Origin of the sequence: Pseudomonas salomonii, assembly GCF_900107155.1 — a bacterium.
Lineage (GTDB): Bacteria > Pseudomonadota > Gammaproteobacteria > Pseudomonadales > Pseudomonadaceae > Aquipseudomonas > Aquipseudomonas salomonii.
In genome coordinates, this window is the sequence record NZ_FNOX01000016.1 from 65,054 (window position 1) to 87,739 (window position 22,686).

Sequence of the window (22,686 nt, forward strand, 5' to 3'; positions counted from 1 at the left end):
CTTAACTATCAGCGGCTGGCAGCGAGGGTTATCGACACCGACTCGGCAAAGCGCAGCGCATGGGGCTTGTCCACTTCGACTTCGGCATACAGCACTGACTCATTGCTCATTACCAGGTCCAGCAACTCTTGCGTCAGACGTTCGAGCAGCGCAAAGCGATTGCCTTCGACGTGGGCAATGATCGCCTTGGTGATGGTGCGGTAATTCAGTGCGTGGTCGATGTCATTGTCGCGCACAGCTTCCTGTGCGGCATACAGGATGGTCAGGTTGATCAGCACATCCTGCTTGTTGTTGATCTCATCTTCATTGATGCCAATAAAGGTGCGCAGGCACAGGTCCTTGACCCGGATGCGCGCCATGCCTGGTTGAAGTTGTGGCATTGCTACTTGCTCCGTCCGATCAGTTGCAGGAACTCCATGCGCGTGGTGTTCGACTCGCGGAACGCGCCGAGCATCACCGAGGTGTTCATGGTTGAATTCTGTTTCTCCACGCCGCGCATCATCATGCACATGTGCTTGGCTTCGATCACCACCGCCACGCCTGCGGCCTGGGTGACCTGCTGGATCGCGTCGGCGATCTGCCGCGTGAGGTTTTCCTGGATCTGCAGGCGCCGCGCGTACATGTCGACAATGCGCGCCAGCTTCGACAGGCCCAGCACCTTGCCGGTCGGTATATAGGCCACGTGGGCCTTGCCGATAAAGGGCAGCAAATGGTGTTCGCACAGCGAATACAGCTCGATGTCCTTGAGGATCACCATCTCGTCGTTATCGGAGGCGAACAAGGCGCCGTTGACGATGGTTTCCAGGTTTTGCTCATAGCCATGACACAGGTACTGCATGGCCTTGGCGGCGCGCTTGGGGGTGTCGAGCAAGCCTTCGCGCTCCGGGTCTTCGCCCAGGCCTTTGAGGATCTCGCGGTAGTGTTGGGGCAGGGACAAGGTCATACAACATCCTCACAAACGGCTTACTTGATATGCCGCCCGCCGTTGACGGTCAGGGTGGTTCCGGTGACATACGGGTTGTCCAGCAGGTAACGCACACTCTGGTAGATCACATCAGGCCCAGGCTCGATACCCAGCGCCGACTTGGCCAGCACCCTGGTTCGGTACGCCGCGTCGTCGCCTTCGTTGAACATCACCATCGCCGGCGCGATGCCGTTGACCTTGATCAGCGGCGCGAACTGCGCGGCAAACGACAGTGTAAGGCTGTCGAGGCCGGCCTTGGTGGCGCAGTAGGCGATGTGCTGGCGGCTGCCCTTGCGTACCACGTCATCGCTGATGTGCACGATATCGGCCGGTGTCGAGCGTTGCAGCAAAGGTGAACAATGCAGGTTGATCAGGTACGGCGCAAGCATGTGCACGCTGAACATATCGGTGAAGGCGCGGCTTTCGTCGCCGGGCGTTTCCGCAACCCACGCCGAGGCGTTGTGAATGATCGCACGCAGGCTGTCGGTATGGGTTTTCAGTTCGGCGATAAAGGCCAGAATCCCGGCCTCAGTGGAGAAGTCGGCAAACACGCCGAGCGCACCACGCTCACGCAAGGCCTCAACGCCCGGGCGTTGGCTGCGGTAGCTGAAAATCACCCTGTGGCCTTCGTCCAGCAGGCGCTCGGCGCAATACAAGCCGACACGCTGGCCGGCACCGGTGATCAGGATCGGGGCGTTGGTTACCGTCATGGGAGGCTCGAGTCGCTGGCAGGCTGAAACTATACCAGCGACCGGCCGCCCCTGTACTCACGCAGGGGCTTGGGTAGCCTTGGGCGTGGGCGTTGGATGCAACCAACTTGCGAGCAGATGGGTCGAGAGCGGAATAAAGAAGTACACCATCAATGGCGTGAGTGCCAGGGTACTGACCAGCACACGCGGGAACATGTCCAGCTCGCTGAGCAGCGGCCCCAGGCCGAAGTTAAACAACAGCGACACCGGGAAAAATGCCAGCCAGATCGCCACCGCCTGTTTCCAGCGCGGTGGTCGTGCGCCCACGGCGCCGAACCAGCCGTCGATGCCGCTGACGCGATGCTCGGACGGGTCGGCAAACAGTTCGCTGCCACGGCTTAGCCAGGCGCTGCGCGAGGCGGAGAACTCCCAGGCATGCAGGGTTTTTTCATCGGCGAAGCGGAAGATGATCTGAAACTCATCATCATGGGGCGGCGGCGCAAGCACACCGGAACCCAGGTAGCCGGGGAAGTCAGTGGCCAATTGCTCGCCTTCGCGCAGCCAGGCCATCAATTCTTCATAGCGCCCTTTGGCCACGCGGCGCGCAACCATCAAGGTGACGGGAGAGGTAGACATTGTGTATCTCCAAGTAATCAGGTGCGCTGAGCCGGGTAGGCGGCGCACACAGGTGGCGACCGGGTAAGGTCATCACCAAAAAACAGGCAAGGATTATTCCTGTTTTCAAGAAATACACCAGTGGCATTGGTCTGACAGGCCAGCCCTTGAAAAGGACAAGTCTAAAAGCGTTAAATGGGATCCACACTTAGATGAATGTTTGCGATCTCTGATGTCTGAAATGACTGCTCAAACTCGCGAAATGAACCAGGCTCACGTCTCTGACCCGGATGAGCTGTTCCCGATTCGTGATGTCTCGAGAATGACAGGTGTCAACCCGGTCACCCTGCGTGCCTGGGAGCGTCGTTATGGCCTGATCCAGCCGACACGCACCGAAAGCGGGCATCGGCTCTATTCCAGTGCCGATATTGTGACCCTCAATCGCATTCTCGATTGGATTGAGCGTGGCGTGGCCGTCAGCAAGGTCGGCAAGATCCTCGCACGCGACGATCAGCAGGCTGTGGCACTTCATGCCGAGGGCAATGGCGTCGACGAACATGAGTGGTCACAGTGGCGGGCGCGTTTGCTGAACGCGGTCAGCGCCTTTGACGACCGTCAGTTGGAGAGCCTTTACGGCCAGGTTTTTGCGACTTACCCACTGAGCGTCGCATTCCAGGACATCTTTATGCCGCTGTGGGGTGACCTGCTGCGCCACCAGGGCCGTTTCGGCCAGGCCAGTGAATGGCTTTTTTACGACACCTTCCTGCGCATGCATACCTTTGAGCGCTTAAGACTTGCGAGCAGCTCTCTGGCGCCGCGGGTGTTACTGGCGGCCATGCCGGGCGAATGCCGTAAATTGGAACTGCTGGTGGCGGCGCTGATGCTCAGCCACGAGAACACGCCAGTGAAAGTGCTGGGCATGGGCCAGCCGTTTGATGAGCTGACACTGGTGTGTGAAAAGATCCGTCCCCAGGCGCTGGTGATTTTCTCCAACCATGCGCACAACCATGAACTGGCAGCGCGCCTGAGTCGCCTGGCGCTGACCCTGGATTGCCCGCTGTTGCTGGCCGGTGCCGCAGCGGACCTGGCCGAGCAGGACCTGGCCGGCTCGCCCATCGGCTGCCTGGGCAGTGAAGGGCGCCAGATGCAGAGCCGCTTGCAGCAGTTTCTCGCAGGCAGCCTGGATAGCTGATTTCAGGCGTGTACGTGCGGATGGACCAACCGGTGCTGATGCAGAATGAACTGGCGTAGCCGTTCGATCTCATCCGCGTCACTCTGGCTCAAGCGATAAGCGAACAGGCCTCGCGCGGTTTCCCGTTCCAGCGTGCCGCGCAAGGCAATACGCTCGTAACCGGACGGGCTGAACCACAGGGAAAAGGTTTTCGGCGGTTTGACCCGCCCGCGAATCTCCACCAGCACACCCTTGAATGACACTTCATGCACCCACAGCGCGGCAGGGTTGCCCCGCACGTTTTCCAACGCCACGGGTGCTTCAAGGGCCAGGCGCCATGGGCGGATCATCGGCCCGTCTTCAAAAATGCTCGGCACGCCCAGGCGCAGATGCACCGCATGAAACTCGTCTTCCACCAGGTGCAGCGGGAAGGTCAGTTGTTGGTTATCGAACTGCGCCTGGATGGTGACATGGTCGTGCGCGGCCAGCCGCGTGAGCAAATCGCGAATCTGCGCACCGCCATTGACCGTCAGGCTCGACCAGGCATCCCGCAGGTTGAGCTGCGGGTTGTGCTGCATGTCCTGGATAAAATCCAGCTCGTCCTGCGTCAGTAGAGCGTCGCGGTGCATTGATGTAGCTCAAGGAGGAGGCATTAAAAAGCCATTATCGCCCTAAAGGCTGCATTTTTTACACTTTGTTAATTCCGCTCGTCGTCTTGAGCGCCGCCAGCTCATCTTTAAGCTCGGCCACCTGCGCTTCCAGCTGGGCGACGCGTTGCTGCGCTTTTACCTGAATGGTGACGTCTTTTTGTACGCCCACGAAGTAGGTTTGCTTGTCTGCTTGGTTGTACACCGTGGACAGCGACAGCTCGTTCCAAAAGTGCGTGCCGTCCTTGCGGTAATTGCGCAGGATCTCTCGGCACGAACCACCGCTGTCGAGGGCTTCACGAATGGCCATCAGCGCCGGCTGATCGCGGTCACCCGACTGCAGGAAGCGGCAATCCTGATACAGGATGTCGTCCAAGGCGTAACCGGTCATGCGCTCGAACGCCGGGTTCACGTAGATCAGCGGCTTGTCCTGGCCTTCACGTTCGGCGACGACGATGCCGTCGTTGGAAGCGTTAATCACCAGTTGCATCAGTTTGGCGTTGATCATTGAGCAGTCCATCGCATGTTTTTAAAGTCTGAATTCTATGACAACTTTTGAATGTCGCACGGTGTGCGCTGAAATAGTTGCGTCAGCTGCTAATATCCCACGCTTTCGCTCAACCACAGGATCAGATTGATGAAAGTCGCCATCCTTTCCGGCTCGGTCTACGGCACGGCTGAAGAAGTCGCCCGCCACGCCGCCGGCATCCTCAATGCGGCTGGTTTTGAAGCCTGGCACAACCCACGCGCCACCTTGGCCGACGTGCAGGCCTTTGCCCCCGAGGCGTTCCTGGCGGTCACATCGACCACCGGCATGGGCGAACTGCCGGATAACCTGCAACCGCTGTACTCGACCATTCGCGACCAGCTGCCAGCCGCCTGGCGCGGCCTGCCCGGTGCGGTGATCGGCCTGGGCGACGCCAGCTATGGCGACACGTTCTGCGGTGGCGGTGAGCAAATGCGCGAACTGTTCGCTGAGCTGGGCGTGCGCGAAGTACTGCCGATGCTGCGCCTGGACGCCAGCGAAAGCGTGACCCCGGAAGCCGACGCCGAGCCGTGGCTGGCCGAGTTGGTCACTGCACTGCGCGCTTGACCGGGAATTCACGCAGCAATGCCAGCCACGCCTGGGCGGCTTTCGACAGATAGGCGCCCTCACGCCAGATAAAGGCGATGTCCCAGCGCAGGAAGTCGGGCGCCTTGAGCGTCAGGCGCACCACGCCCGGTCGCACCAGCCCACGGGCAACTACGCTGGGCAATAACACCACGCCTTGGCCCGCCGCGACCAGGGCGACCAGAAAGTCCGCCTGGCCGCTGCGCCCGATCTCCTTGGGCGTGAAGCCCAGTTGCTGGCACGCCTGCATCAGCCGGTCATTGAGCACGAAACTGCGCTGGTACATCAGGAACGGCGTGTCCGCCAATTCTTCCAGGCGCACCTGGGCGTTGTCGGCCAGCGGATGGTCAATTGGCAGCAAGGCGTCCAAGGGTTCATCACAGAAGAGTTGCCAGGCGAACGCCGGGTCGCTGGGCATCAAGCTGCCGCCCACGTCCAATTCACCGTTGAGAATCGCCTGCTCGATAGTGCGGCTGCCGCCTTCGAGCAATTGGATGGAGACCTTCGGATAGCGACGGCGGTACTCGGCGAACAACCCGGCGAACAAGGTATCGCCCGCGAGCAGCGGCAAGCCCAGGCGCAGCTCACCGCGCGTCAGTTGTTGCATGTCGTCCAGCTCACTGAGCAGCTCGGTCTGCAGGCGCAACATGGCCTCGGCGCGCTGCAATACCACTTGGCCGCTGGCGGTCAGGCGGATGTGTGAACCGGTGCGCTCCAGCAGCGGTGTGCCGAGGCTTTGCTCCAGCTGCGCCACTTGCTTGCTCACCGCCGATTGGCTGATGTGCAGGGTTTTACCGGCTTGGGTAAAGCCCCCGCGGTGGATCACTTCGACGAAGCTGCGCAGCTGTTTGAATTCCATCGCTTGATTCCAGTTTGGAATAGCATGCAGTCTAACAATTCGCTGTGGGTATGGGGCGTGTCTCATTAAAATGAGCGCCTGCGAGGACCCAAAGCTCATGAAACCTTTCACCTTCAAACATCTCGGCCGCCTGATCACGGAGTTGGTGGTACTGCTGGCCATTTATCTGCTCGGCACCCAGCTGTCGGTGTGGTTCGCGTGGCCGATCCCCGGCGGTGTGGTGGGCCTTGGCCTGTTGCTGGCGACTTTCGCCAGTGGCCTGGTCAAGCCGGCAGCCCTGCAACTGGGCGCCGGGGTGTTGATGGCGGAGATGCTGTTGTTCTTTATCCCGGCCCTGATGAGCCTGCTTGACTACGGCGGCCTGGTGCGCAATGAAGGCTGGCGCATCCTGCTGGTGATCGGCTTCAGCACACTGGCGGTGATGCTCGTGACCGCGTTCACCGTGGAGATGGTCTGCCGCTGGAGCCTGCGCCGTGAAGCTTGAGCTGATGCCGGTGTTCTGGCTCGCCCTGACCGTGACCGCCTATATTTTCAGCCGCTGGATCTATAGCCGCACCGGCCGCTACCTGCTGTCACCCTTGATTCTGGTGCCGGCGCTGCTGCTGGCGGTGGCGGTGCCGATGAAAACCGCCTATGCCGAATACGCCACCGACACCCACTGGCTGATGCTGGTGCTGGGGCCGGTTACCGTGGCGTTTGCCGTGCCGATCTGGCAACAGCGTCGCTTGTTGGCACGCCACTGGTCGGCATTGTTGCTGGGCATGGTGGCGGGCAGCGCAGCGTCCATCGGCACCTCGTTCGGGCTGGCCAAGGCGCTGGCGTTGAACAGTTCGGTAACGATGTCGCTGTTACCCCGCTCGATCACCACGCCCTTCGCCATGCCGGTGTCCTCGGACCTTGGCGGCGTGCCGGAGCTGACGGCGGTGTTCGTGATGTTCACCGGTGTGTTCGGCGCCATGCTCGGCGGCGTATTGCTCAAATGGTTGCCACTGCGTACACCCTTGGCGCGTGGCGCATTGTTTGGCGTGGGTGCGCATGGTGCGGGTGTCAGCCGCGCGCGCGAAGTCGGCGGCGAAGAGGGTTCGGTGGCGGGCCTGGTGATGGTGCTCACGGGCTTGCTCAACCTGTTTGCCGTGCCTTTATTGGCGGCACTTCTCTGACACCACTTGTACTATTCTTATGACTGACTCGCTCAGTCATCAAGCTGGCTGCCAAGGCAACTCCTTGCGTCACGGCGTCTGACTAGACTGGCCCCTCATCCAGAAAAATAATAAGAACGCGAACCAAGGAGGTTGTTGCCGTGAGCCTAGCCCCTGTTCTATCGCCACAGCATGTCAAAGACCAGGTCAGCGCTGCCGAATGGCAGACCCGCGTCGACCTGGCCGCCTGCTATCGCCTGGTGGCGCTGCATGGCTGGGATGACCTGATCTTCACGCATATTTCCGCCAAGGTGCCGGGCACCGATGACTTCCTGATCAACCCTTATGGCTTGATGTTCCATGAGATAACGGCGTCGAGCCTGGTCAAGGTCGATCAGGCCGGCAACAAGCTGATGGACAGTCCCTACGAGATCAACCCCGCCGGCTACACCATCCACAGTGCCATCCATGAAGTGCGCCATGACGTGGTCTGTGTGCTGCATACCCACACCGCCGCGGGCGTTGCGGTATCGGCGCAGAAGCAGGGCGTGCTGCCGATCAGCCAGCAATCCACCTTTGTCTTGTCCAGCCTGGCCTATCACGCCTATGAAGGCGTGGCGCTCAACCCTGAAGAAAAAGCCCGCTTGCAGGCAGACCTGGGCGACAACAATTTCCTCATGCTGCATAACCACGGCCTGTTGACCTGCGCCGGCTCGATCGCCGACACGTTTTTAATGATGTTCACCTTCCAGCGCGCGTGCGACATCCAGGTGCTGGCACAAAACGGCGGCGCCGAATTGATTGCCATCGAGCCGCAGATTCTGGCGGGGGCCAAGGCGATGGTGGCCGTTGTCACAAAGAGCGCCCAAGGTATGGGCGGTGCACTGGCGTGGCCGGCGCTGTTGCGTAAATTGGACCTGCAAGATCCCGGGTATAAAAGCTGATGCCACTCGCCGAGATACCGCTCAGAGCCTGGCGCAAACGTAGTCAGGAATTTCTCTTTCGTGGCCACGTGATCCGTTACTGGGTGGCGGGGCAGGGCGAGCCGTTGCTGTTGATTCATGGCTTTCCCACCGCCAGTTGGGACTGGCACTACCTGTGGCAGCCCCTGGCCCAGCGTAACTTGGTGATCGCCTGTGACATGTTGGGGTTTGGCGATTCGGCCAAGCCGTTGAACCACGATTACTGCCTGCTGGAGCAGGCGGACCTGCAACAGGCGCTGCTCGAACACCTGCGCGTGGAGCGGCCGGTGCATGTGTTGGCCCATGACTATGGTGACAGCGTGGCCCAGGAATTACTGGCGCGCCACTACGACGGCCGCTTTCGGATGGCCAGCTGCGTGTTCCTCAATGGTGGGCTGTTTTCCGAGACCCATCGCCCGGCGCTGGTGCAGAAACTCTTGCTCAGCCCGCTCGGCTGGATGGTCGGCCGCGCCTTTGGGCGTAATGCCTTGTCGAACAGTTTCAGCCAGATTTTCGGCCCGAACACGCGGCCCAGTGAAAGTGCACTGGATGACTTCTGGAGCCTGATCAACTGCGGCGATGGCCCGCGCATCCTGCATAAGCTGATTGCTTACATTCCCCAGCGCCGGCGTATGCGTGAACGCTGGGTGGCGGCGATGCAACGCGAAGAGGTGCCGCTGCGGGTGATCGACGGCGAGGTCGACCCCATTTCCGGCGCGCACATGGTGGAGCGTTATCACCAGTTGGTGCCCAATGCCGACTCGGTGTTGCTGGCCAATATCGGCCACTACCCGCAGATCGAAGCGCCGGTGCTGGTGCTCAAGCATTATTTGGCGTTTCGTGAACGCATCGGTCAGCCGGCACCGCGTTTGGCCTATTCCTGAGCCGGGCAATCATCCCCCTGCCTTATTGAGCACCATTCAGCCTCGGGCGTATTTATTGTGACCAAAGGCTGCGTGCGTGACACTCAGCCCATTGCCATTGTCGCCAACGGAGTTCGGTATGAGTGAGTCAGTGCAGTTTCAGGATAAGGTCGTGATCGTCACCGGTGCCGGCGGCGGGTTGGGCCGTGCCCATGCGCTGCTGTTTGCCAGGCACGGGGCCAAAGTGCTGGTCAACGACCTCGGAGGTTCGGCCCAGGGCGAAGGCGCGAATGCCTCGGCCGCCGACCGTGTAGTGGCTGAGATTCGAGAGGCCGGCGGTATTGCCGAGGCCAACCATGACTCCGTAACCGAGGGTGACAAGATCGTCCAGCACGCCCTCGACGTGTTCGGGCGTGTCGACGTGGTGGTCAACAACGCCGGCATTCTGCGCGACAAGACCTTCCACAAAATGGACGACAGTGACTGGGACCTGGTGTACCGCGTGCATGTCGAAGGTGCCTACAAAGTTACCCGCGCCGCCTGGCCGCACATGCGCGAGCAGGGTTATGGCCGCGTGATCTTTACCGCGTCCACCTCGGGCATCTATGGCAACTTCGGCCAGTCCAACTACGGCATGGCCAAGCTGGGCCTCTACGGTTTGACCCGCACGCTCGCGCTGGAAGGGCGCAAGAACAACATCCTGGTCAACGCCATCGCCCCCACCGGCGCCACGCGCATGACCGAAGGCCTGATCCCGCCGCAGGTGTTCGAGCGCCTCAAGCCGGAGCTGGTCAGCCCGTTGGTGGTGTACCTGGGCAGCGAGGCATGCCAGGACACTTCGGGCTTGTTTGAAGTCGGCGGCGGCTGGATCGGCAAGACCCGCTGGGAACGCAGCCTGGGCGTGGGGTTTGACCCTGAGGCCGGCTTCTCACCCGACGATGTGGCCGCGCACTGGGCGCAAATCTGCGACTTCGAAGGCGCCGCGCACCCCAAGGACAACATCGAAGCGTTGAAAGAGATGATGGCCAATTTACAGAAGTTCAGCCTCTGATCGTTGCTTGAACACCGTTGAATGCTACGGGGCGCTAAAAGCGCCCCGTTTTCTTTTGGGCATAAAAAAGGCCGCTGCAAACGCAGCGGCCGAAGTAAGACGTTGGATCAAGGAGCGACAAATCAACGTCAGTGAACAGCGGTAACAGATTGAAACATTAGGCCAATCTATTGGAATCAGACTTTTCCTGGATTTACCCAAGCGGGCCATTTGCCCTGAAAGTGCGTTAAGAATAGTCGGTTGTAACAAGATGAGTAATAGCAGTTCAGGACAAGGACTGTTGCAATTTCAGTAATGATCGCCTGCGCGCTATCCATCCTCCTGATAATCCCCCATCTGCCTGATCCATGGTGGCACGCAAACCCCGGCCAGGGTGGCTGTTCATCCTTTCGAGCGACACCACGAATACCCCTTTGGTGCGCTTATCGCTCCCGAGGGGCGGCAGTAGGGTGGGGCCTTCTGTCACTCACCGGGGAAGACGCATGACAAAAACAACAATGCGCGCCATCTTCACGCCACAGGCGCTGGCCACGGCGGTTGCGCTGGGCTGTTGCGCTCAGGCACAGGCTGTTTCATTCAACATCGGCGAGATCGAAGGGCAATTCGATTCCTCGCTGTCGGTCGGCGCCAGCTGGGGCATGCGCGATGCCGACAAGAAGCTGGTGGGCATTCCCAACGGCGGCACGGGGCAGGCGTCCACCGGTGATGACGGGCGGCTGAACTTCAAGAAGGGCGAGACCTTCTCCAAGATCTTCAAGGGCATTCACGATCTGGAGCTCAAGTACGGCGACAGCGGCATCTTTGTGCGCGGCAAGTACTGGTACGACTTCGAACTGCAGGACGAAAACCGCGAGTTCAAGCAAATCAGCAACAACCACCGCGATGAAGGCGCGCGCTCGTCCGGCTACGAGTTGCTGGATGCCTTCGTGTACCACAACTATTCCATCGGCGATTTGCCGGGCGCCGTACGCGTCGGCAAACAGGTGGTGAGCTGGGGCGAAAGTACGTTTATCGGTAACTCGATCAACAGCATCAACCCCATCGACGTCTCGGCGTTTCGCCGTCCTGGCGCCGAGATCAAGGAAGGCCTGATTCCGGTCAACATGCTGTTCGCGTCCCAAAGCCTCACCAACCAGCTGTCGGTAGAAGGCTTCTACCAACTCAACTGGGAAAACACCGTGGTGGATAACTGCGGCACCTTCTTCGGTAACGACGTGGTGGCCCACGGCTGCAACGGCAACTACACGGTCGGCAGCCCGGCGATTGCGCCGTTGCAACCGGTGGCCGCAGCGTTTGGCCAGGGCTTTCAGGTGACCCGCGAAGGCGTGGTGGTGCAGCGCGCCAACGACCGCGAAGCGCGCGATGGCGGCCAATTCGGCGCGGCCTTGCGCTGGCTCGGCGATGACACCGAGTACGGCCTCTACTTCATGAACTACCACAGCCGCACGCCCACCGTGGGCACGATCACCGCCAATACCAACCTGGCCACCATCGGCCGTATCGTCAGCACTGCCAACGCCATTGCGCCCGGCAGTGGCTCGGGCCTGGCCCAGAGCACCATGCTCGGGCGTGGCCAGTATTACCTCGATTACCCGGAAGACATCCGCCTCTACGGCGCCAGCTTTTCCACCACCTTGCCCACCGGCACGGCCTGGACCGGCGAAATCAGCTACCGGCCGAATGCGCCGGTGCAACTCAACACTACCGACCTGACCCTGGCGCTGGTCAACCCGATTGCCGGCCAAACCGCCTCGCCCATCCGCAGTTCGTTCGGCTCGGACAACTCAGGCTACCGCCGCAAGGAAATCACCCAGATCCAGAGCACCATGACCCAATTCTTCGACCAGGTGCTGGGTGCCGAACGCCTGACGCTGGTGGGTGAGGCGGCCCTTGTGCACGTCGGCGGGCTGGAAGCCAAGACCAAACTGCGTTATGGCCGCGATTCGGTGTACGGCGCCTATGGTTTCGGCGGCGATACCGACGGCTTCGTCACCGCCAACTCCTGGGGCTACCGCGCCCGCGCGATCCTCGACTACAACAACGTGTTCGCCGGGGTGAACCTCAAGCCCAACCTGTCCTGGTCCCATGACGTCAGCGGCTACGGCCCCAACGGCATTTTCAACGAAGGCGCCAAGGCGATCAGCGTCGGCGTGGATGCGGACTACCGCAACACCTACACCGCGAGCCTGAGCTACACCGACTTTTTTGGCGGTGACTACAACACCCTCACCGACCGCGACTTTATCGCCCTCAGCTTCGGCGTGAACTTCTGACTTGGTTTAAGGAAGGACAACAACCTATGCGTAAGCTATTTGCAGTGATGGCCCTGAGTGTACTGGCCGCCCACGTCATGGCCGCCGTCTCGCCCGAAGAGGCCGCCAAGCTCGGCACGACCCTGACGCCGGTCGGCGCCGAAAAAGCCGGCAACGCCGACGGCTCGATCCCGGCCTGGACCGGCGGCATCCCGAAAAATGCCGGCGCGGTGGACAGCAAAGGCTTTCTGGCCGATCCGTTCGCCAATGAAAAACCGCTGTTCGTGATCACCGCCGCCACGGTCGACAAGTACAAAGACAAGCTTTCCGATGGCCAGGTGGCGATGTTCAAGCGCTACCCCGAAACCTACAAGATCCCGGTGTACCCAACCCATCGCACGGTCAACCTGCCGCCGGATATCTACGAGTCGATCAAGCGCAGCGCGCTGAACGTCCACGCGATCAACGACGGTAACGGCCTGGAGAACTTCACCGGCAACCGCTACTACGCGTTCCCGATCCCGAAAAATGGCGTGGAAGTGCTGTGGAACCACATCACCCGTTACCACGGCGGCAACCTCAAGCGCATCATCACCCAGGCCACCCCGCAAACGAACGGCAGCTACACGCCTATCCGCTTCGAAGAAGAAGTGGCGGTGCCGCAAGCCATCCCGGACATCGACCAGGCCAAGGCGGCCAACGTGCTGAGTTTCTTCAAGCAATCGGTGACGGCGCCCGCACGCCTGGCGGGCAACGTGCTGCTGGTGCACGAAACCCTCGACCAGGTGAAGGAGCCGCGCCTGGCCTGGATCTATAACGCCGGCCAACGCCGCGTGCGCCGCGCCCCGCAAGTCTCGTATGACGGCCCGGGCACCGCCTCCGACGGCCTGCGCACCACCGACAACTTCGACATGTTCTCCGGCGCGCCCGACCGCTACGACTGGAAACTGGTCGGCAAAAAAGAGATGTACATCCCCTACAACAGCTACAAGCTCGATTCGCCGACCCTCAAGTACGACGACATCATCAAGGCCGGGCACATCAACCAGGACCTCACCCGCTACGAGCTGCACCGCGTGTGGGAAGTGGTCGGCACCGTCAAGCCAAGCGAGCGGCACATCTACGCCAAGCGCCACATGTACATCGACGAAGACAGCTGGCAGGTCGCACTGGTGGATCACTACGACGGGCGTGGCCAACTGTGGCGCGTTGCTGAAGGTCATGCGCAGTTCTACTACGACCACCAGGTGCCGGCCTACACCGTGGAAACCCTGTACGACATCATCGCCGGGCGCTACATCGCGCTGGGAATGAAGAATGAGGAAAAGCGCAGTTTCGTGTTCGGCTTTGCGGCCAAGGCGGCGGATTACACGCCAGCAGCCTTGCGGTCCGAGGGCGTTCGCTGATCTCCATTTGAAATGCAATCAACCTGTGGGAGCTGGCTTGCCTGCGATAGCATCACCTCGGTATGGCTGTGAGACCGAGGTGTCTGCATCGCAGGCAAGCCAGCTCCCACATTGGGTTTTGTGCATGGCCACTGATCACCCCGCTGAATACTTCTTCAACAACCACCAACCACAGGACTAGGGTGGGCGTCAGGTTGCATAACAATAAAAACGCAGGATGCAGCAATGACTGCCATGACCCGCTGCCTGGACCGTCCCGGATTCATGCCACGGCTGTCCGCCCATCACCTGTTACGCCCGCAATTGACCGAGCCGTTGCTCGCAGCAACCGTAAGGGTGAAGTTGCTGTGCGCGCCGGGCGGCAGTGGCAAAAGCGCGCTATTGGCCGAGTGTGCCTTGCAGGCGCCCAAGGGTTGCCAGGTTTATTGGCTGCCACTCAATGGCGCGGCCTTGAGCCCCGATGAGTTGTGCCGACGCTTGGCGCACAACCTGGGCCTGGCATTTGTCGATGAAGCCACCTTGTTGCTCGACCTCAGCCGCTGGCAGCCCACGGCGTGGTTGTTCCTGGATGATTACTGCCGCCTGCCCGCGCCCGAGCTGGATGCTTTGCTCGACCGCCTGCTCAGTGTCGCAAGCCCCGCGCTGACCTGGTGGCTGGGCGCGCGGCGGCGGCCCGCATGCAACTGGCCGCGGCTGTTGCTCGACGATGAACTGTTGACGTGCAGTGAGCTGAACTTCAGCCCGGCGCAGGTCCAGCAATTGCTCGGCCCTGAGCAAAGCCTCGACAGCGTGATGCAGTTCAGCGGCGGCTGGTGCGCCGGGGTACGTATTGCCTTGCTCGGCGATGGTCACCCGGACAAGACCTTGCTCGACTACCTGCAACACGAACTGCTGCGCACCTTGCCGGTGGAGTTGGCTGAGGCCTGGCGGGTATTGGCGCACTTGCCGCGTTTCAACCCGAGCCTGTGCGAGCACCTGTTCGGCGGCGGCGACGGTGACCACTACCTGCGCGAATTGCAGGCATTGGGTGCCTTCATCCAGCCCTGGGAAGACACCGCCGATTGGCTGCAGGTCTTTGCGCCGCTCGCACGCTTGCTGCGCGATGAACCCTGGCCGGCCAAGCGCTCCTGGCATCGGCGCGCTTGCCAATGGTTTACCACCGAGTGCGATTGGCAGGCCGCGTTTGAGCAGGCCTTGCTGGCCGAAGCGTTTGAGGTGGCGGTGAGTCTGTTGCAACACTTCAGTTTTGAGGATCTGTTCCGTCAACACAATGCGCAACTGCTGCTGCGCCTGCATGAGCAGCATGGCGATGAATTGATGCTGGGCTCGGCGCAACTGGTGGGGCTGGTGACGGCCGCACTACTGTTCGCCGGGCGCTTTGAGCAAGCCGGTGTGTGCATCGACCAGTTGGCCCGGTTTGCACCGCAGCCGACGGCAGCGAAACAGCGGCACTTATTGGCGCGCTGGCAGGCGCAATGGGGCTGGTTGTTGCACCTTAATGGCGATGCCGAGCGCTCCCGCGAGCATTTTCTGGAGGCTTTGCAAGCGTTGCCCGACAGCGCCTGGACTTCCCGGCTGATGTGCCTGTCGGGCCTGACCCAGCAAGCCTTGCTGCGCGGCGAGTTGGACGTCAGCCAAGCCTTGAATCGCGAAGCGCTGTGCCTGGCGCGTGCCCATGGTTCATTGCTGTTGGAGGCATTGCTGGAGCTGGATCACGCCCAGTTGTTGGAGCAGCGCGGTGCACCGTATCGGGCGCAAAGCCTGCTGGAAAATGTGCAGGCGATGCTGGCGTGCCACCGCCTCAAGGCCGGGCCACTGGTAGGGCGCATCGCCCTGCGGCGCGGGCATCTGGCACTGCGCCAAGGCCAGGACACGCTCGCCGGTGAATGTTTCGAGACCGGTTTGAGCCTGTGCCTGCACAGCCAGGACAAGCGCGTGCTCTACGGGTTTCTCGGTCTGGCGTTGCTGGCGGCCAACCATGGCGATTATGCCCAGGCGTTTGCCCAACTGCGCGAAGCGGAGCGCTTGATGCAGCAGCGCCATGTGCCGGACTCGGTCTACCGCGCGGTGCTGTTGTTGGTCAGTGGACACTTCTGGTTGCAGCAGGGCCGTGCGGAACTGACTGTGGAGGCTGTGCGCCGGGTGCTGCGCCACTTCCGTGGGCCACAGGCCCGGCAGGCGCCGCCGGCTACGCTGGAGCTGATTCCACGGCTGGAGTACCTGCTGGTGTTGGCCGAAGTGAAGCTGGGTGTGGCCGTTCAGCCCATGGAGCGTCTGTATGCCTTGCTCGACACCACCCAGCAACGCGGCATGCTCTGCCTGGAAACCGAACTGCACTTGGTGTTGGGCGAAGTGGCCTGGCAGTTGGGCGACTCGGCCGTGGCCCGGCGCGCCTTGCAAACCGGGCTGGAGCTGGCGCAGCGCTGCCAGGTGCAGCAGGCGATTCGCGAGCTGCGTTTGCGTGCGCCGGGGCTATTGAGTGAGCTGGGCCTGGAAACCCCGGCGGCGCCCAGCGGCGTGGTGGAAAACCCGCTGAGCCAGCGGGAACTGGAAGTGCTGCAGCTGATCGCCCAAGGCAACTCCAACCTGGAAATCGCCGACCGGCTGTTTATCTCGCTGCACACCGTCAAGACCCACGCGCGGCGCATCCACAGCAAGCTTGGTGTTGAGCGGCGCACCCAAGCGGTGGCCAAGGCCAAGACATTGGGCTTGATGGTCTAGGCGCAGAACGCCTGGCGGTATTCCCCGGGCGTGGCGCCCATGGCCTGGCGAAAACGGTGGGTAAAGTGGCTGGCGCTGGAGAAGCCACACCGCCAGGCAATTTCGCCAAGGGGCAGGGCGCCGCCACGCAGCAAGGCTTGCGCACGCGCCAGGCGACGCGCCAACAGGTACTGGTGGGGCGGCAGGCCGAAGCTTTGGCGGAACATCCGCGCAAAATGGTATTCCGACAGCGCACACATACCCGCCAGTTGCCCGAGGCTGATCGGGTCTTCCAGATGGTGGTCGATAAACTCCACCAGCAGCCGGCGCTGATGCGCCGCCAACCCGCCTTTTAAGCGCAGGCCATCGCGTGCGCCGACTTGGCTGAGCAAGGTGTGGCTGAGCATCTCGTGGGCCAGGCTGCTGGTCAGCAGTCGCTCGGCGGGCTCCTGCCAGTTGAGGGCGATCAGTTGGTGAAAGCGCTGGGCCTGGCTGGCGTCTTCGAGGAAGGTGCTTTCGCGCAATTGCAATTCACGCGGCTCGCGGTCAAGCAACGTGACGCAGCCGAGGGCAAATTGCTCGGGACTGAAATACACGTGGGCCAGGCGGATCTCACCGTTGATCACCCAGGCCGACTGGTGCTCGGCGGGCAGTATGCAGAGTTTGTCCGGGCCGCCCTTGGTGCCAGGCTGATCGCGCCGAAACGTGCCGGTGCCGCCGCCGATGTAGCAGGACAAGGTGTGATGGGTCGGCGCCTGGTAGTCCTGCGAGTCGTGATGGTTGCTCCACAAGGCCGCAGACAAGCCGTCACCGAGCTCGGCGCAGGCTTCCAGGCGTGCGTTGGGCGAGCGGTTCAGCGCTTGAAAGACTTGCAGGGATTCCAGATCTGGCATGGTTGTGCTCTCCGACGCCTTGCATCCTACTCCCGCCGGTGATGGCTGTGATCCCTGCGGCCGACAAAAGCGCAAGAATGTGCAAGAGCGCCGGCTGGCCGGCAAGGGACACTGTGGCTCAATCGACGGAGCCCGCTATGAACCTTTTCCTGTATTTACTCACCGTGCTGATCTGGGGCACCACCTGGATCGCCCTCAAGTGGCAATTGGGCGTGGTGGCGATTCCTGTGTCGATCGTCTACCGCTTTGGTTTGGCGGCGCTGGTGCTGTTTGCGCTGTTGCTGCTCAGCCGCACGTTGCAGGTGATGAACCGGCGCGGGCATTTGATCTGCCTGGCGCAGGGGCTGTGCCTGTTCTGCGTGAACTTTATGTGCTTCCTGACCGCCAGCCAATGGATCCCGAGCGGTCTGGTGGCCGTCGTGTTTTCCACCGCCACGTTGTGGAACGCCCTCAATGCCCGGATGTTTTTTGGCCAACGCGTAGCGCGCAACGTGTTGATGGGCGGCGCGCTGGGGTTGCTGGGGCTGGGCTTTCTGTTCTGGCCGGAACTGGCGGGGCATACCGCCAGCCCGCAGACCTTGCTCGGCCTGGGCTTGGCGTTGCTGGGGACCCTGTGTTTTTCGGCGGGCAATATGTTGTCGAGCCTGCAACAGAAGGCCGGGCTCAAGCCGCTGACCACCAATGCCTGGGGCATGGCCTATGGCGCCGTGATGCTGGCGACTTACTGCGCGGTACGCGGCATTCCCTTCGACATGGACTGGAGTGCGCGGTATATCGGCGCTTTGTGGTACCTGGTGATTCCGGGGTCGGTGATCGGCTTTACCGCCTACCTCACCCTGGTTGGGCGCATGGGGCCGGAGCGGGCGGCGTATTGCACGGTGTTGTTTCCGGTGGTGGCGTTGAACGTGTCGGCGTTTGCCGAGGGTTACCAGTGGACGGCCCCGGCGCTGATGGGGTTGGTGCTGGTGATGTTGGGGAATGTGTGGGTGTTCAGGAAGCCTCGGTCGGTTCAGCCAATCTTAAAGGCGAAGGCTATCTAATGTGGGAGCTGGCTTGCCTGCTCCCACAGTTGGGCTATTTGAGGCCCAGGCGCCTGGCCATGCGCCCGAGGTTGGCGCGGTCCAGGCCGAGTTCGCGGGCGGCGCCGGCCCAGTTGTGCTGGTGGCGCTCCAGGCAGGCGCTGATGACCTGGCGCTGATAATGTTCGGTGGCCTGGCGCAGGTCGCCGGTCACGGCCAGCGGCGCTTGCAGCGGTGCTTCGATAGCCGGCGCACTGACGTCCGGAAGGTCCAGGTCCTGGGCGCTCAGGCTCAGAATCTTCGGCCGCTCGCGGCAGTTACCCAGAGCTTTGAGTGCGCTGCGCCCGATCAAATGCTCCAGCTCCCGCACATTGCCCGGCCAGTTGTAGGCCAGCAGCGCGGCCTGGGCGTCGCTGGTCAGGCGCAGGCTGCCCAGGCCCATACGTGAGCGGTTCTGCTCCAGAAAGTAGCCGGCCAGCAGCAACACATCCCGCCCGCGCTCGCGCAGCGCCGGCACTTGCAGCGGGTACACGCTCAGGCGGTGGTAGAAGTCGGCACGGTAGCGGCCATTACGCACTTCTTCGGCGAGGTCGCGGTTGGTGGCGGCGATCAGGCGTACATCCACCTGGTGTTCCTTGTCCGAACCCAGGCGTTGCAGTTGGCCGCTTTGCAGCACGCGCAGCAGTTTGGCCTGCACGGTCAACGACAGTTCGCCCACTTCATCCAGAAACAAGGTGCCGCCATTGGCCAGCTCGAACTTGCCCCGACGTTCATTCAACGCGCCGGTAAAGGCACCGCGCACATGGCCGAACAGTTCGCTTTCCACCAGGGTTTCCGGCAGCGCGGCGCAGTTGAGGCTGATCAGCGGTTTGTCCGCACGCGGGGAGGCGGCGTGGATAGCTTGGGCGACCAGCTCCTTGCCGACTCCGGTTGCGCCGGTGATCAGCACAGTCAGGTCGCTGCCGCCCACCAGCTTGATCTCCTCGACCAAACGCTTGTGCGCCTTGCTCTGGCCGATCATTTCCTTGTGCTGTTGGCCGCTGGCCTGGCGGTAGATCTCGGCGCGCTGATGCTCGTCTTCGGCGCGCAATGCCAGGCGCTCGATGCGTTCGGCGACATTGACCGTGGCCGCCGCCAGGCTGGCAAAGGCTTGCAAGGCATCCAGCTCGACGCGCTCGAACCGCTCGGTGTCCAGCGCATCGAGGGTCAGCAGGCCCCAGGGCTGGTCGTCGATAAACAGCGGGCAGCCCATGCAGTCGTGGACTTCCAGGTGCCCATGCAGGCCGTCGACCAAACCGTCGTAGGGGTCGGGCAGTTCGCTGTCGCTGTCAAAACGGGTGGGGCCGGGGCTGCTCAGCAACACTGCAAAGCGCGGGTGTTCGCTGACTTTGAAGCGTCGGCCGAGGGTGTCGGTGCTCAAACCATCCACTGCCAGCGGCACCAGCCATTCACCGTCCAGGCGTAACAACGCGGCGGCATCGCACGGCAACAGCGCGCGCATGGCTTGCAGCAGGCGTCGATAGCGCTCGCCCTCGGGCAGCTCGCGGGACAGGTCGGCGACCAGTGGCAGCAGGGTGGTGAGCAGTGATTGTGCAGTCATAATGACTCCTTGTAGTCGTTATGACTATAAAGCGTAGGCAGTCATACTGACTACATCATATTTAAGCTATTGAAAAATAACGATTAATAAGTTGGCACGAATACTGAGTAGGTCCAGACAATCAGTAAAGAAGCCCAGGAGTCTGCCATGCTTAGTGCCCAAGACCGTGCCATCGTCAAATCCACTGTGCCCCTGCTGGAAAGCGGCGGCGAAGCGCTGATCACGCATTTTTACCGCATGATGCTCAGCGAATACCCGGAAGTTCGCCCGCTGTTCAACCAGGCCCACCAGGCCAGCGGTGACCAGCCCCGCGCCTTGGCCAATGGCGTGCTGATGTATGCGCGGCACATCGACCAGTTGGACCAACTGGGTGACCTGGTGGCCAAGATCATCAACAAGCACGTGGCCTTGCAGATCCTTCCGGAACACTACCCGATTGTGGGCGCCTGCCTGCTGCGGGCCATCTCTGAAGTGCTCGGCAGCGAGATCGCCACGCCTGAGGTGATGAATGCCTGGGGCGCGGCCTACGGCCAGTTGGCCGACATTCTGATTGGCGCCGAAGCCGCGATCTACGCTGAAAAAGCCCAGGCGCCGGGCGGCTGGCGCGGTGCGCGGCCATTTTTGTTGGTCAAGCGTGTGGAGGAGAGCGACGAAATCATCTCCTTCTACTTTGCGCCCGTGGATAACGGCCCGATCCTGCAAGCCGCGCCGGGCCAGTACATCGGCATGAAGCTGGTGCTGGACGGCGAAGAAGTGCGCCGCAACTATTCCCTGTCAGCCTTGAGCGATGCGGGCCTGTACCGCATCAGCGTCAAACGCGAGGCCGGTGGGCGGGTGTCCAACTACCTGCATGACCAGATGCACGTCGGTGCAACCATCGACCTGTTCCCGCCCTCGGGTGAGTTCACCCTGGCCGACAGCGATAAACCGCTGGTGCTGATCAGTGGCGGGGTAGGCATTACCCCGACATTGCCCATGCTTGAAGCGGCCCTGGCAACCGAGCGCCCGGTGCACTTTATCCACTGCGCGCGCAACGGCGGCGTGCATGCGTTCCGTGATTGGGTCGATGCCCTGGCGGCCAGGCACCCGCAGCTCAAGCGTTTTTATTGCTATGCCGAGGACGATGGCGTGAGCCCGGCGGCGGACAAGGTGGGGCTGTTGAGCCAGGAGCAATTGGCGGCGTGGTTGCCCGAGGAGCGTGACCTGGATGCGTACTTCCTGGGGCCTAAAGGCTTTATGGCGGCGATCAAGCGTCACCTGAAGGCGTTGGGAGTGCCGGAGCAGCAGGCGCGCTACGAGTTCTTCGGCCCGGCGGCGGCGCTGGAATAACGCGGTTAAAAATGTGGGAGCGGGCTTGCTCGCGAAGGCTGCGTGTCAGTTGACTCATAAGTGACTGATCCACCGCCTTCGCGAGCAAGCCCGCTCCCACATTGGGTTATCTATTTATCCAGATTAATCCGCTGTTAACCCCTCTCTGTTTTAACCATGCTCTGTGTGTAAACTTGCCGGCATTGGCACAACGACAAAGGGAAAATGGGGATGAGTGACGAATTGCGTTTAGGCAGGGAGCGGCGCTTTCTGGTGTTGCTGGGCATCATCTGCCTGGCGCTGATCGGCGGTGCGCTGTACATGCAAGTGGTGTTGGGCGAGGCGCCGTGCCCGCTGTGTATCCTGCAGCGCTACGCTTTGCTGTTGATTGCGATCTTTGCCTTCATCGGCGCCGCCATGCGCCGCAAAGGTGCGGTCACCTTGTTTGAAGGGCTGGTAGTACTCAGTGCCCTGGGCGGCGTCGCTGCCGCAGGCCACCACGTGTATACCCAGTTTTTCCCTGAGGTGAGCTGCGGCGTCGATGTGTTGCAGCCGATTGTCGATGAGCTGCCACTGGCCAAGGTGTTCCCATTGGGCTTCCAGGTCGACGGCTTCTGCAGCACGCCGTACCCGCCCATCCTTGGCCTGTCCCTGGCGCAGTGGGCGCTGGTGGCGTTTGTGCTGACGGTGATCCTGGTGCCGCTGGGCATCTATCGCAATCGCCAGCGCCAGGCCTGAGCCTGTTCTCCAAAACGCCCCGGTCTTCCTTGAAGGAAGTCCGGGGCGTTTTTGTTCGTAGGGATTTGTGAAAGGGCCGTGACGAGGGGCAACAATAGGTGCGCGCAGCGTGCGACATGTTGTCACACGGACGTTGTCGCAGGACGTTTCCGACCCATCAAACCGCCGCCTGAATTTGCACCCGAAGGCTAAATTGTGCTGTCAGTTCATCGTTTGGGCGATGCCGCGAATGTCATGCCGTCCGAGCCGTTGGGTGATGTCCGAATGCCTTGTTTTATGGGGGCTTGGATCCGTTTTGCAAGCCCTTACAAGGTGTAAGGGAAGTAGCGTTCTGCCCAATAACACGGCAATTTTTGTGGTTTTTGTTGAGAATCGAACACGATAAGATCGCGAACCTTTGCAGGTTTAGTGAAGGATTGTTGCTGTAATCGATAAAAATTATTTCTTTATAAGACATGGTTTATACATCGCTAGCTAACTACAATCGCCCGCACTGAATGTCCGGTGCTGTTCAATATTTGAGCACCGGAGCGGTCGAGGGGCAGATGGACGGCTCTGTGCGACCCCAAGGTTCCGGCAGCCTTTCAACTATCCGCACCAAATGGAATTGGTCTGTAACAAGGCCTTTAACCACGAAATCGAATAAGAACTCACCGCAGGTCCGTGAAACGTACAGTTATGGCGTGACGGGCAGGCTCT

General features: G+C 61.3%; 22 protein-coding genes. 13 read left to right on the forward strand and 9 right to left on the reverse strand.

All coding sequences use genetic code 11. The annotated features are described in order from the left end of the window. Window positions 1–8 precede the first annotated feature (8 nt). The 4 genes from folX to BLV67_RS28770 are packed head-to-tail and all read right to left on the reverse strand — an operon-like array spanning window position 9 to window position 2,289. Window positions 9–380 carry a dihydroneopterin triphosphate 2'-epimerase gene (gene folX / locus BLV67_RS28755; RefSeq protein ID WP_017135091.1) on the reverse strand — a complete coding sequence of 124 codons (372 nt, stop codon included), beginning with the start codon at window positions 378–380 and terminating at the stop codon, window positions 9–11. A gap of 2 nt (window positions 381–382) precedes the next feature. Further along, window positions 383–943 carry a GTP cyclohydrolase I FolE gene (folE, locus tag BLV67_RS28760; RefSeq protein ID WP_056858336.1) on the reverse strand — a complete coding sequence of 187 codons (561 nt, stop codon included), beginning with the start codon at window positions 941–943 and terminating at the stop codon, window positions 383–385. A 20-nt stretch (window positions 944–963) separates the two neighbouring features. Continuing rightward, on the reverse strand, window positions 964–1,674 hold the full coding sequence (gene folM, locus BLV67_RS28765; RefSeq protein WP_069788207.1) for a dihydromonapterin reductase: 711 nt from the start codon (window positions 1,672–1,674) through the stop codon (window positions 964–966). 57 nt (window positions 1,675–1,731) lie between these two features. Then, a complete protein-coding gene (locus tag BLV67_RS28770) occupies window positions 1,732–2,289 on the reverse strand; it encodes a putative antibiotic biosynthesis monooxygenase (protein ID WP_065930531.1) in 558 nt (185 codons plus the stop codon). A 211-nt stretch (window positions 2,290–2,500) separates the two neighbouring features. On the opposite strand from BLV67_RS28770, the gene BLV67_RS28775 reads away from it, so the two are divergent. After that, a complete protein-coding gene (locus BLV67_RS28775; RefSeq protein WP_069788206.1) occupies window positions 2,501–3,460 on the forward strand; it encodes a MerR family transcriptional regulator in 960 nt (319 codons plus the stop codon). A gap of 2 nt (window positions 3,461–3,462) precedes the next feature. On the opposite strand, the gene BLV67_RS28780 is transcribed toward BLV67_RS28775, so the two are convergent. Beyond that, window positions 3,463–4,068, reverse strand: a complete 606-nt coding sequence (locus BLV67_RS28780) for a hypothetical protein (protein WP_056858332.1) — start codon at window positions 4,066–4,068, stop codon at window positions 3,463–3,465. 58 nt (window positions 4,069–4,126) lie between these two features. After that, a complete protein-coding gene (locus BLV67_RS28785) occupies window positions 4,127–4,594 on the reverse strand; it encodes a PAS domain-containing protein (RefSeq protein ID WP_065930533.1) in 468 nt (155 codons plus the stop codon). A gap of 129 nt (window positions 4,595–4,723) precedes the next feature. Between BLV67_RS28785 and BLV67_RS28790 the strand changes: the two genes are divergently transcribed. Continuing rightward, on the forward strand, window positions 4,724–5,179 hold the full coding sequence (locus BLV67_RS28790; protein WP_017135084.1) for a flavodoxin: 456 nt from the start codon (window positions 4,724–4,726) through the stop codon (window positions 5,177–5,179). Here BLV67_RS28790 and BLV67_RS28795 read toward each other — a convergent pair. Continuing rightward, a complete protein-coding gene (locus BLV67_RS28795; protein ID WP_069788205.1) occupies window positions 5,160–6,056 on the reverse strand; it encodes a LysR family transcriptional regulator in 897 nt (298 codons plus the stop codon). The genes BLV67_RS28790 and BLV67_RS28795 overlap by 20 nt on opposite strands. A gap of 97 nt (window positions 6,057–6,153) precedes the next feature. Here BLV67_RS28795 and BLV67_RS28800 point away from each other — a divergent pair, with 97 nt between their 5' ends. The 8 genes from BLV67_RS28800 to BLV67_RS28835 all read left to right on the forward strand — a co-directional run bounded on the left by BLV67_RS28800 (window position 6,154) and on the right by BLV67_RS28835 (window position 16,450). Beyond that, window positions 6,154–6,540 (forward strand): CidA/LrgA family protein, encoded by a 387-nt coding sequence (locus BLV67_RS28800; protein WP_069788204.1) that lies wholly within the window; start codon window positions 6,154–6,156, stop codon window positions 6,538–6,540. Beyond that, window positions 6,530–7,216: an LrgB family protein gene (locus BLV67_RS28805; RefSeq protein WP_069788203.1), complete on the forward strand. Its 687-nt coding sequence runs from the start codon at window positions 6,530–6,532 to the stop codon at window positions 7,214–7,216. The genes BLV67_RS28800 and BLV67_RS28805 overlap by 11 nt, the downstream gene beginning before the upstream one ends. Window positions 7,217–7,356: 140 nt before the next feature. Beyond that, window positions 7,357–8,139, forward strand: a complete 783-nt coding sequence (locus BLV67_RS28810; protein WP_065930537.1) for a class II aldolase/adducin family protein — start codon at window positions 7,357–7,359, stop codon at window positions 8,137–8,139. Next, entirely contained in the window at window positions 8,139–9,041 is a 903-nt protein-coding gene (locus tag BLV67_RS28815; RefSeq protein WP_065930538.1) for an alpha/beta fold hydrolase, read from the forward strand. The genes BLV67_RS28810 and BLV67_RS28815 overlap by 1 nt, the downstream gene beginning before the upstream one ends. Window positions 9,042–9,159: 118 nt before the next feature. After that, entirely contained in the window at window positions 9,160–10,071 is a 912-nt protein-coding gene (locus tag BLV67_RS28820; RefSeq protein ID WP_065930539.1) for an SDR family oxidoreductase, read from the forward strand. A gap of 482 nt (window positions 10,072–10,553) precedes the next feature. Further along, window positions 10,554–12,344 (forward strand): DUF1302 domain-containing protein, encoded by a 1,791-nt coding sequence (locus BLV67_RS28825; RefSeq protein WP_069788202.1) that lies wholly within the window; start codon window positions 10,554–10,556, stop codon window positions 12,342–12,344. Window positions 12,345–12,370: 26 nt separating this feature from the next. Further along, entirely contained in the window at window positions 12,371–13,729 is a 1,359-nt protein-coding gene (locus BLV67_RS28830; RefSeq protein ID WP_017135078.1) for a DUF1329 domain-containing protein, read from the forward strand. 225 nt (window positions 13,730–13,954) lie between these two features. Beyond that, on the forward strand, window positions 13,955–16,450 hold the full coding sequence (locus BLV67_RS28835; protein WP_069788201.1) for a LuxR C-terminal-related transcriptional regulator: 2,496 nt from the start codon (window positions 13,955–13,957) through the stop codon (window positions 16,448–16,450). Here BLV67_RS28835 and BLV67_RS28840 read toward each other — a convergent pair. Then, window positions 16,447–17,322: a helix-turn-helix domain-containing protein gene (locus BLV67_RS28840; protein WP_056858324.1), complete on the reverse strand. Its 876-nt coding sequence runs from the start codon at window positions 17,320–17,322 to the stop codon at window positions 16,447–16,449. The two genes, BLV67_RS28835 and BLV67_RS28840, sit on opposite strands and share 4 nt — an antisense overlap. Window positions 17,323–17,459: 137 nt before the next feature. Here BLV67_RS28840 and BLV67_RS28845 point away from each other — a divergent pair, with 137 nt between their 5' ends. After that, complete coding sequence (locus BLV67_RS28845) at window positions 17,460–18,362, forward strand: DMT family transporter (protein WP_069788200.1); 903 nt, start codon at window positions 17,460–17,462, stop codon at window positions 18,360–18,362. 34 nt (window positions 18,363–18,396) lie between these two features. Here the strand turns inward: BLV67_RS28845 and norR are convergent, their stop codons facing one another. Continuing rightward, the gene (norR, locus tag BLV67_RS28850; protein ID WP_069788199.1) at window positions 18,397–19,941 is read right to left on the reverse strand and encodes a nitric oxide reductase transcriptional regulator NorR; all 1,545 of its coding nucleotides are present in this window, start codon (window positions 19,939–19,941) and stop codon (window positions 18,397–18,399) included. A 147-nt stretch (window positions 19,942–20,088) separates the two neighbouring features. On the opposite strand from norR, the gene hmpA reads away from it, so the two are divergent. Together hmpA and BLV67_RS28860 are read left to right on the forward strand one after the other, a co-directional pair. Continuing rightward, complete coding sequence (hmpA, locus tag BLV67_RS28855) at window positions 20,089–21,270, forward strand: NO-inducible flavohemoprotein (protein ID WP_069788198.1); 1,182 nt, start codon at window positions 20,089–20,091, stop codon at window positions 21,268–21,270. 210 nt (window positions 21,271–21,480) lie between these two features. Beyond that, window positions 21,481–21,987, forward strand: coding sequence for a disulfide bond formation protein B (locus tag BLV67_RS28860; protein ID WP_056858320.1), 507 nt, complete (start codon window positions 21,481–21,483; stop codon window positions 21,985–21,987). The last annotated feature ends 699 nt before the right edge of the window (window positions 21,988–22,686 follow it).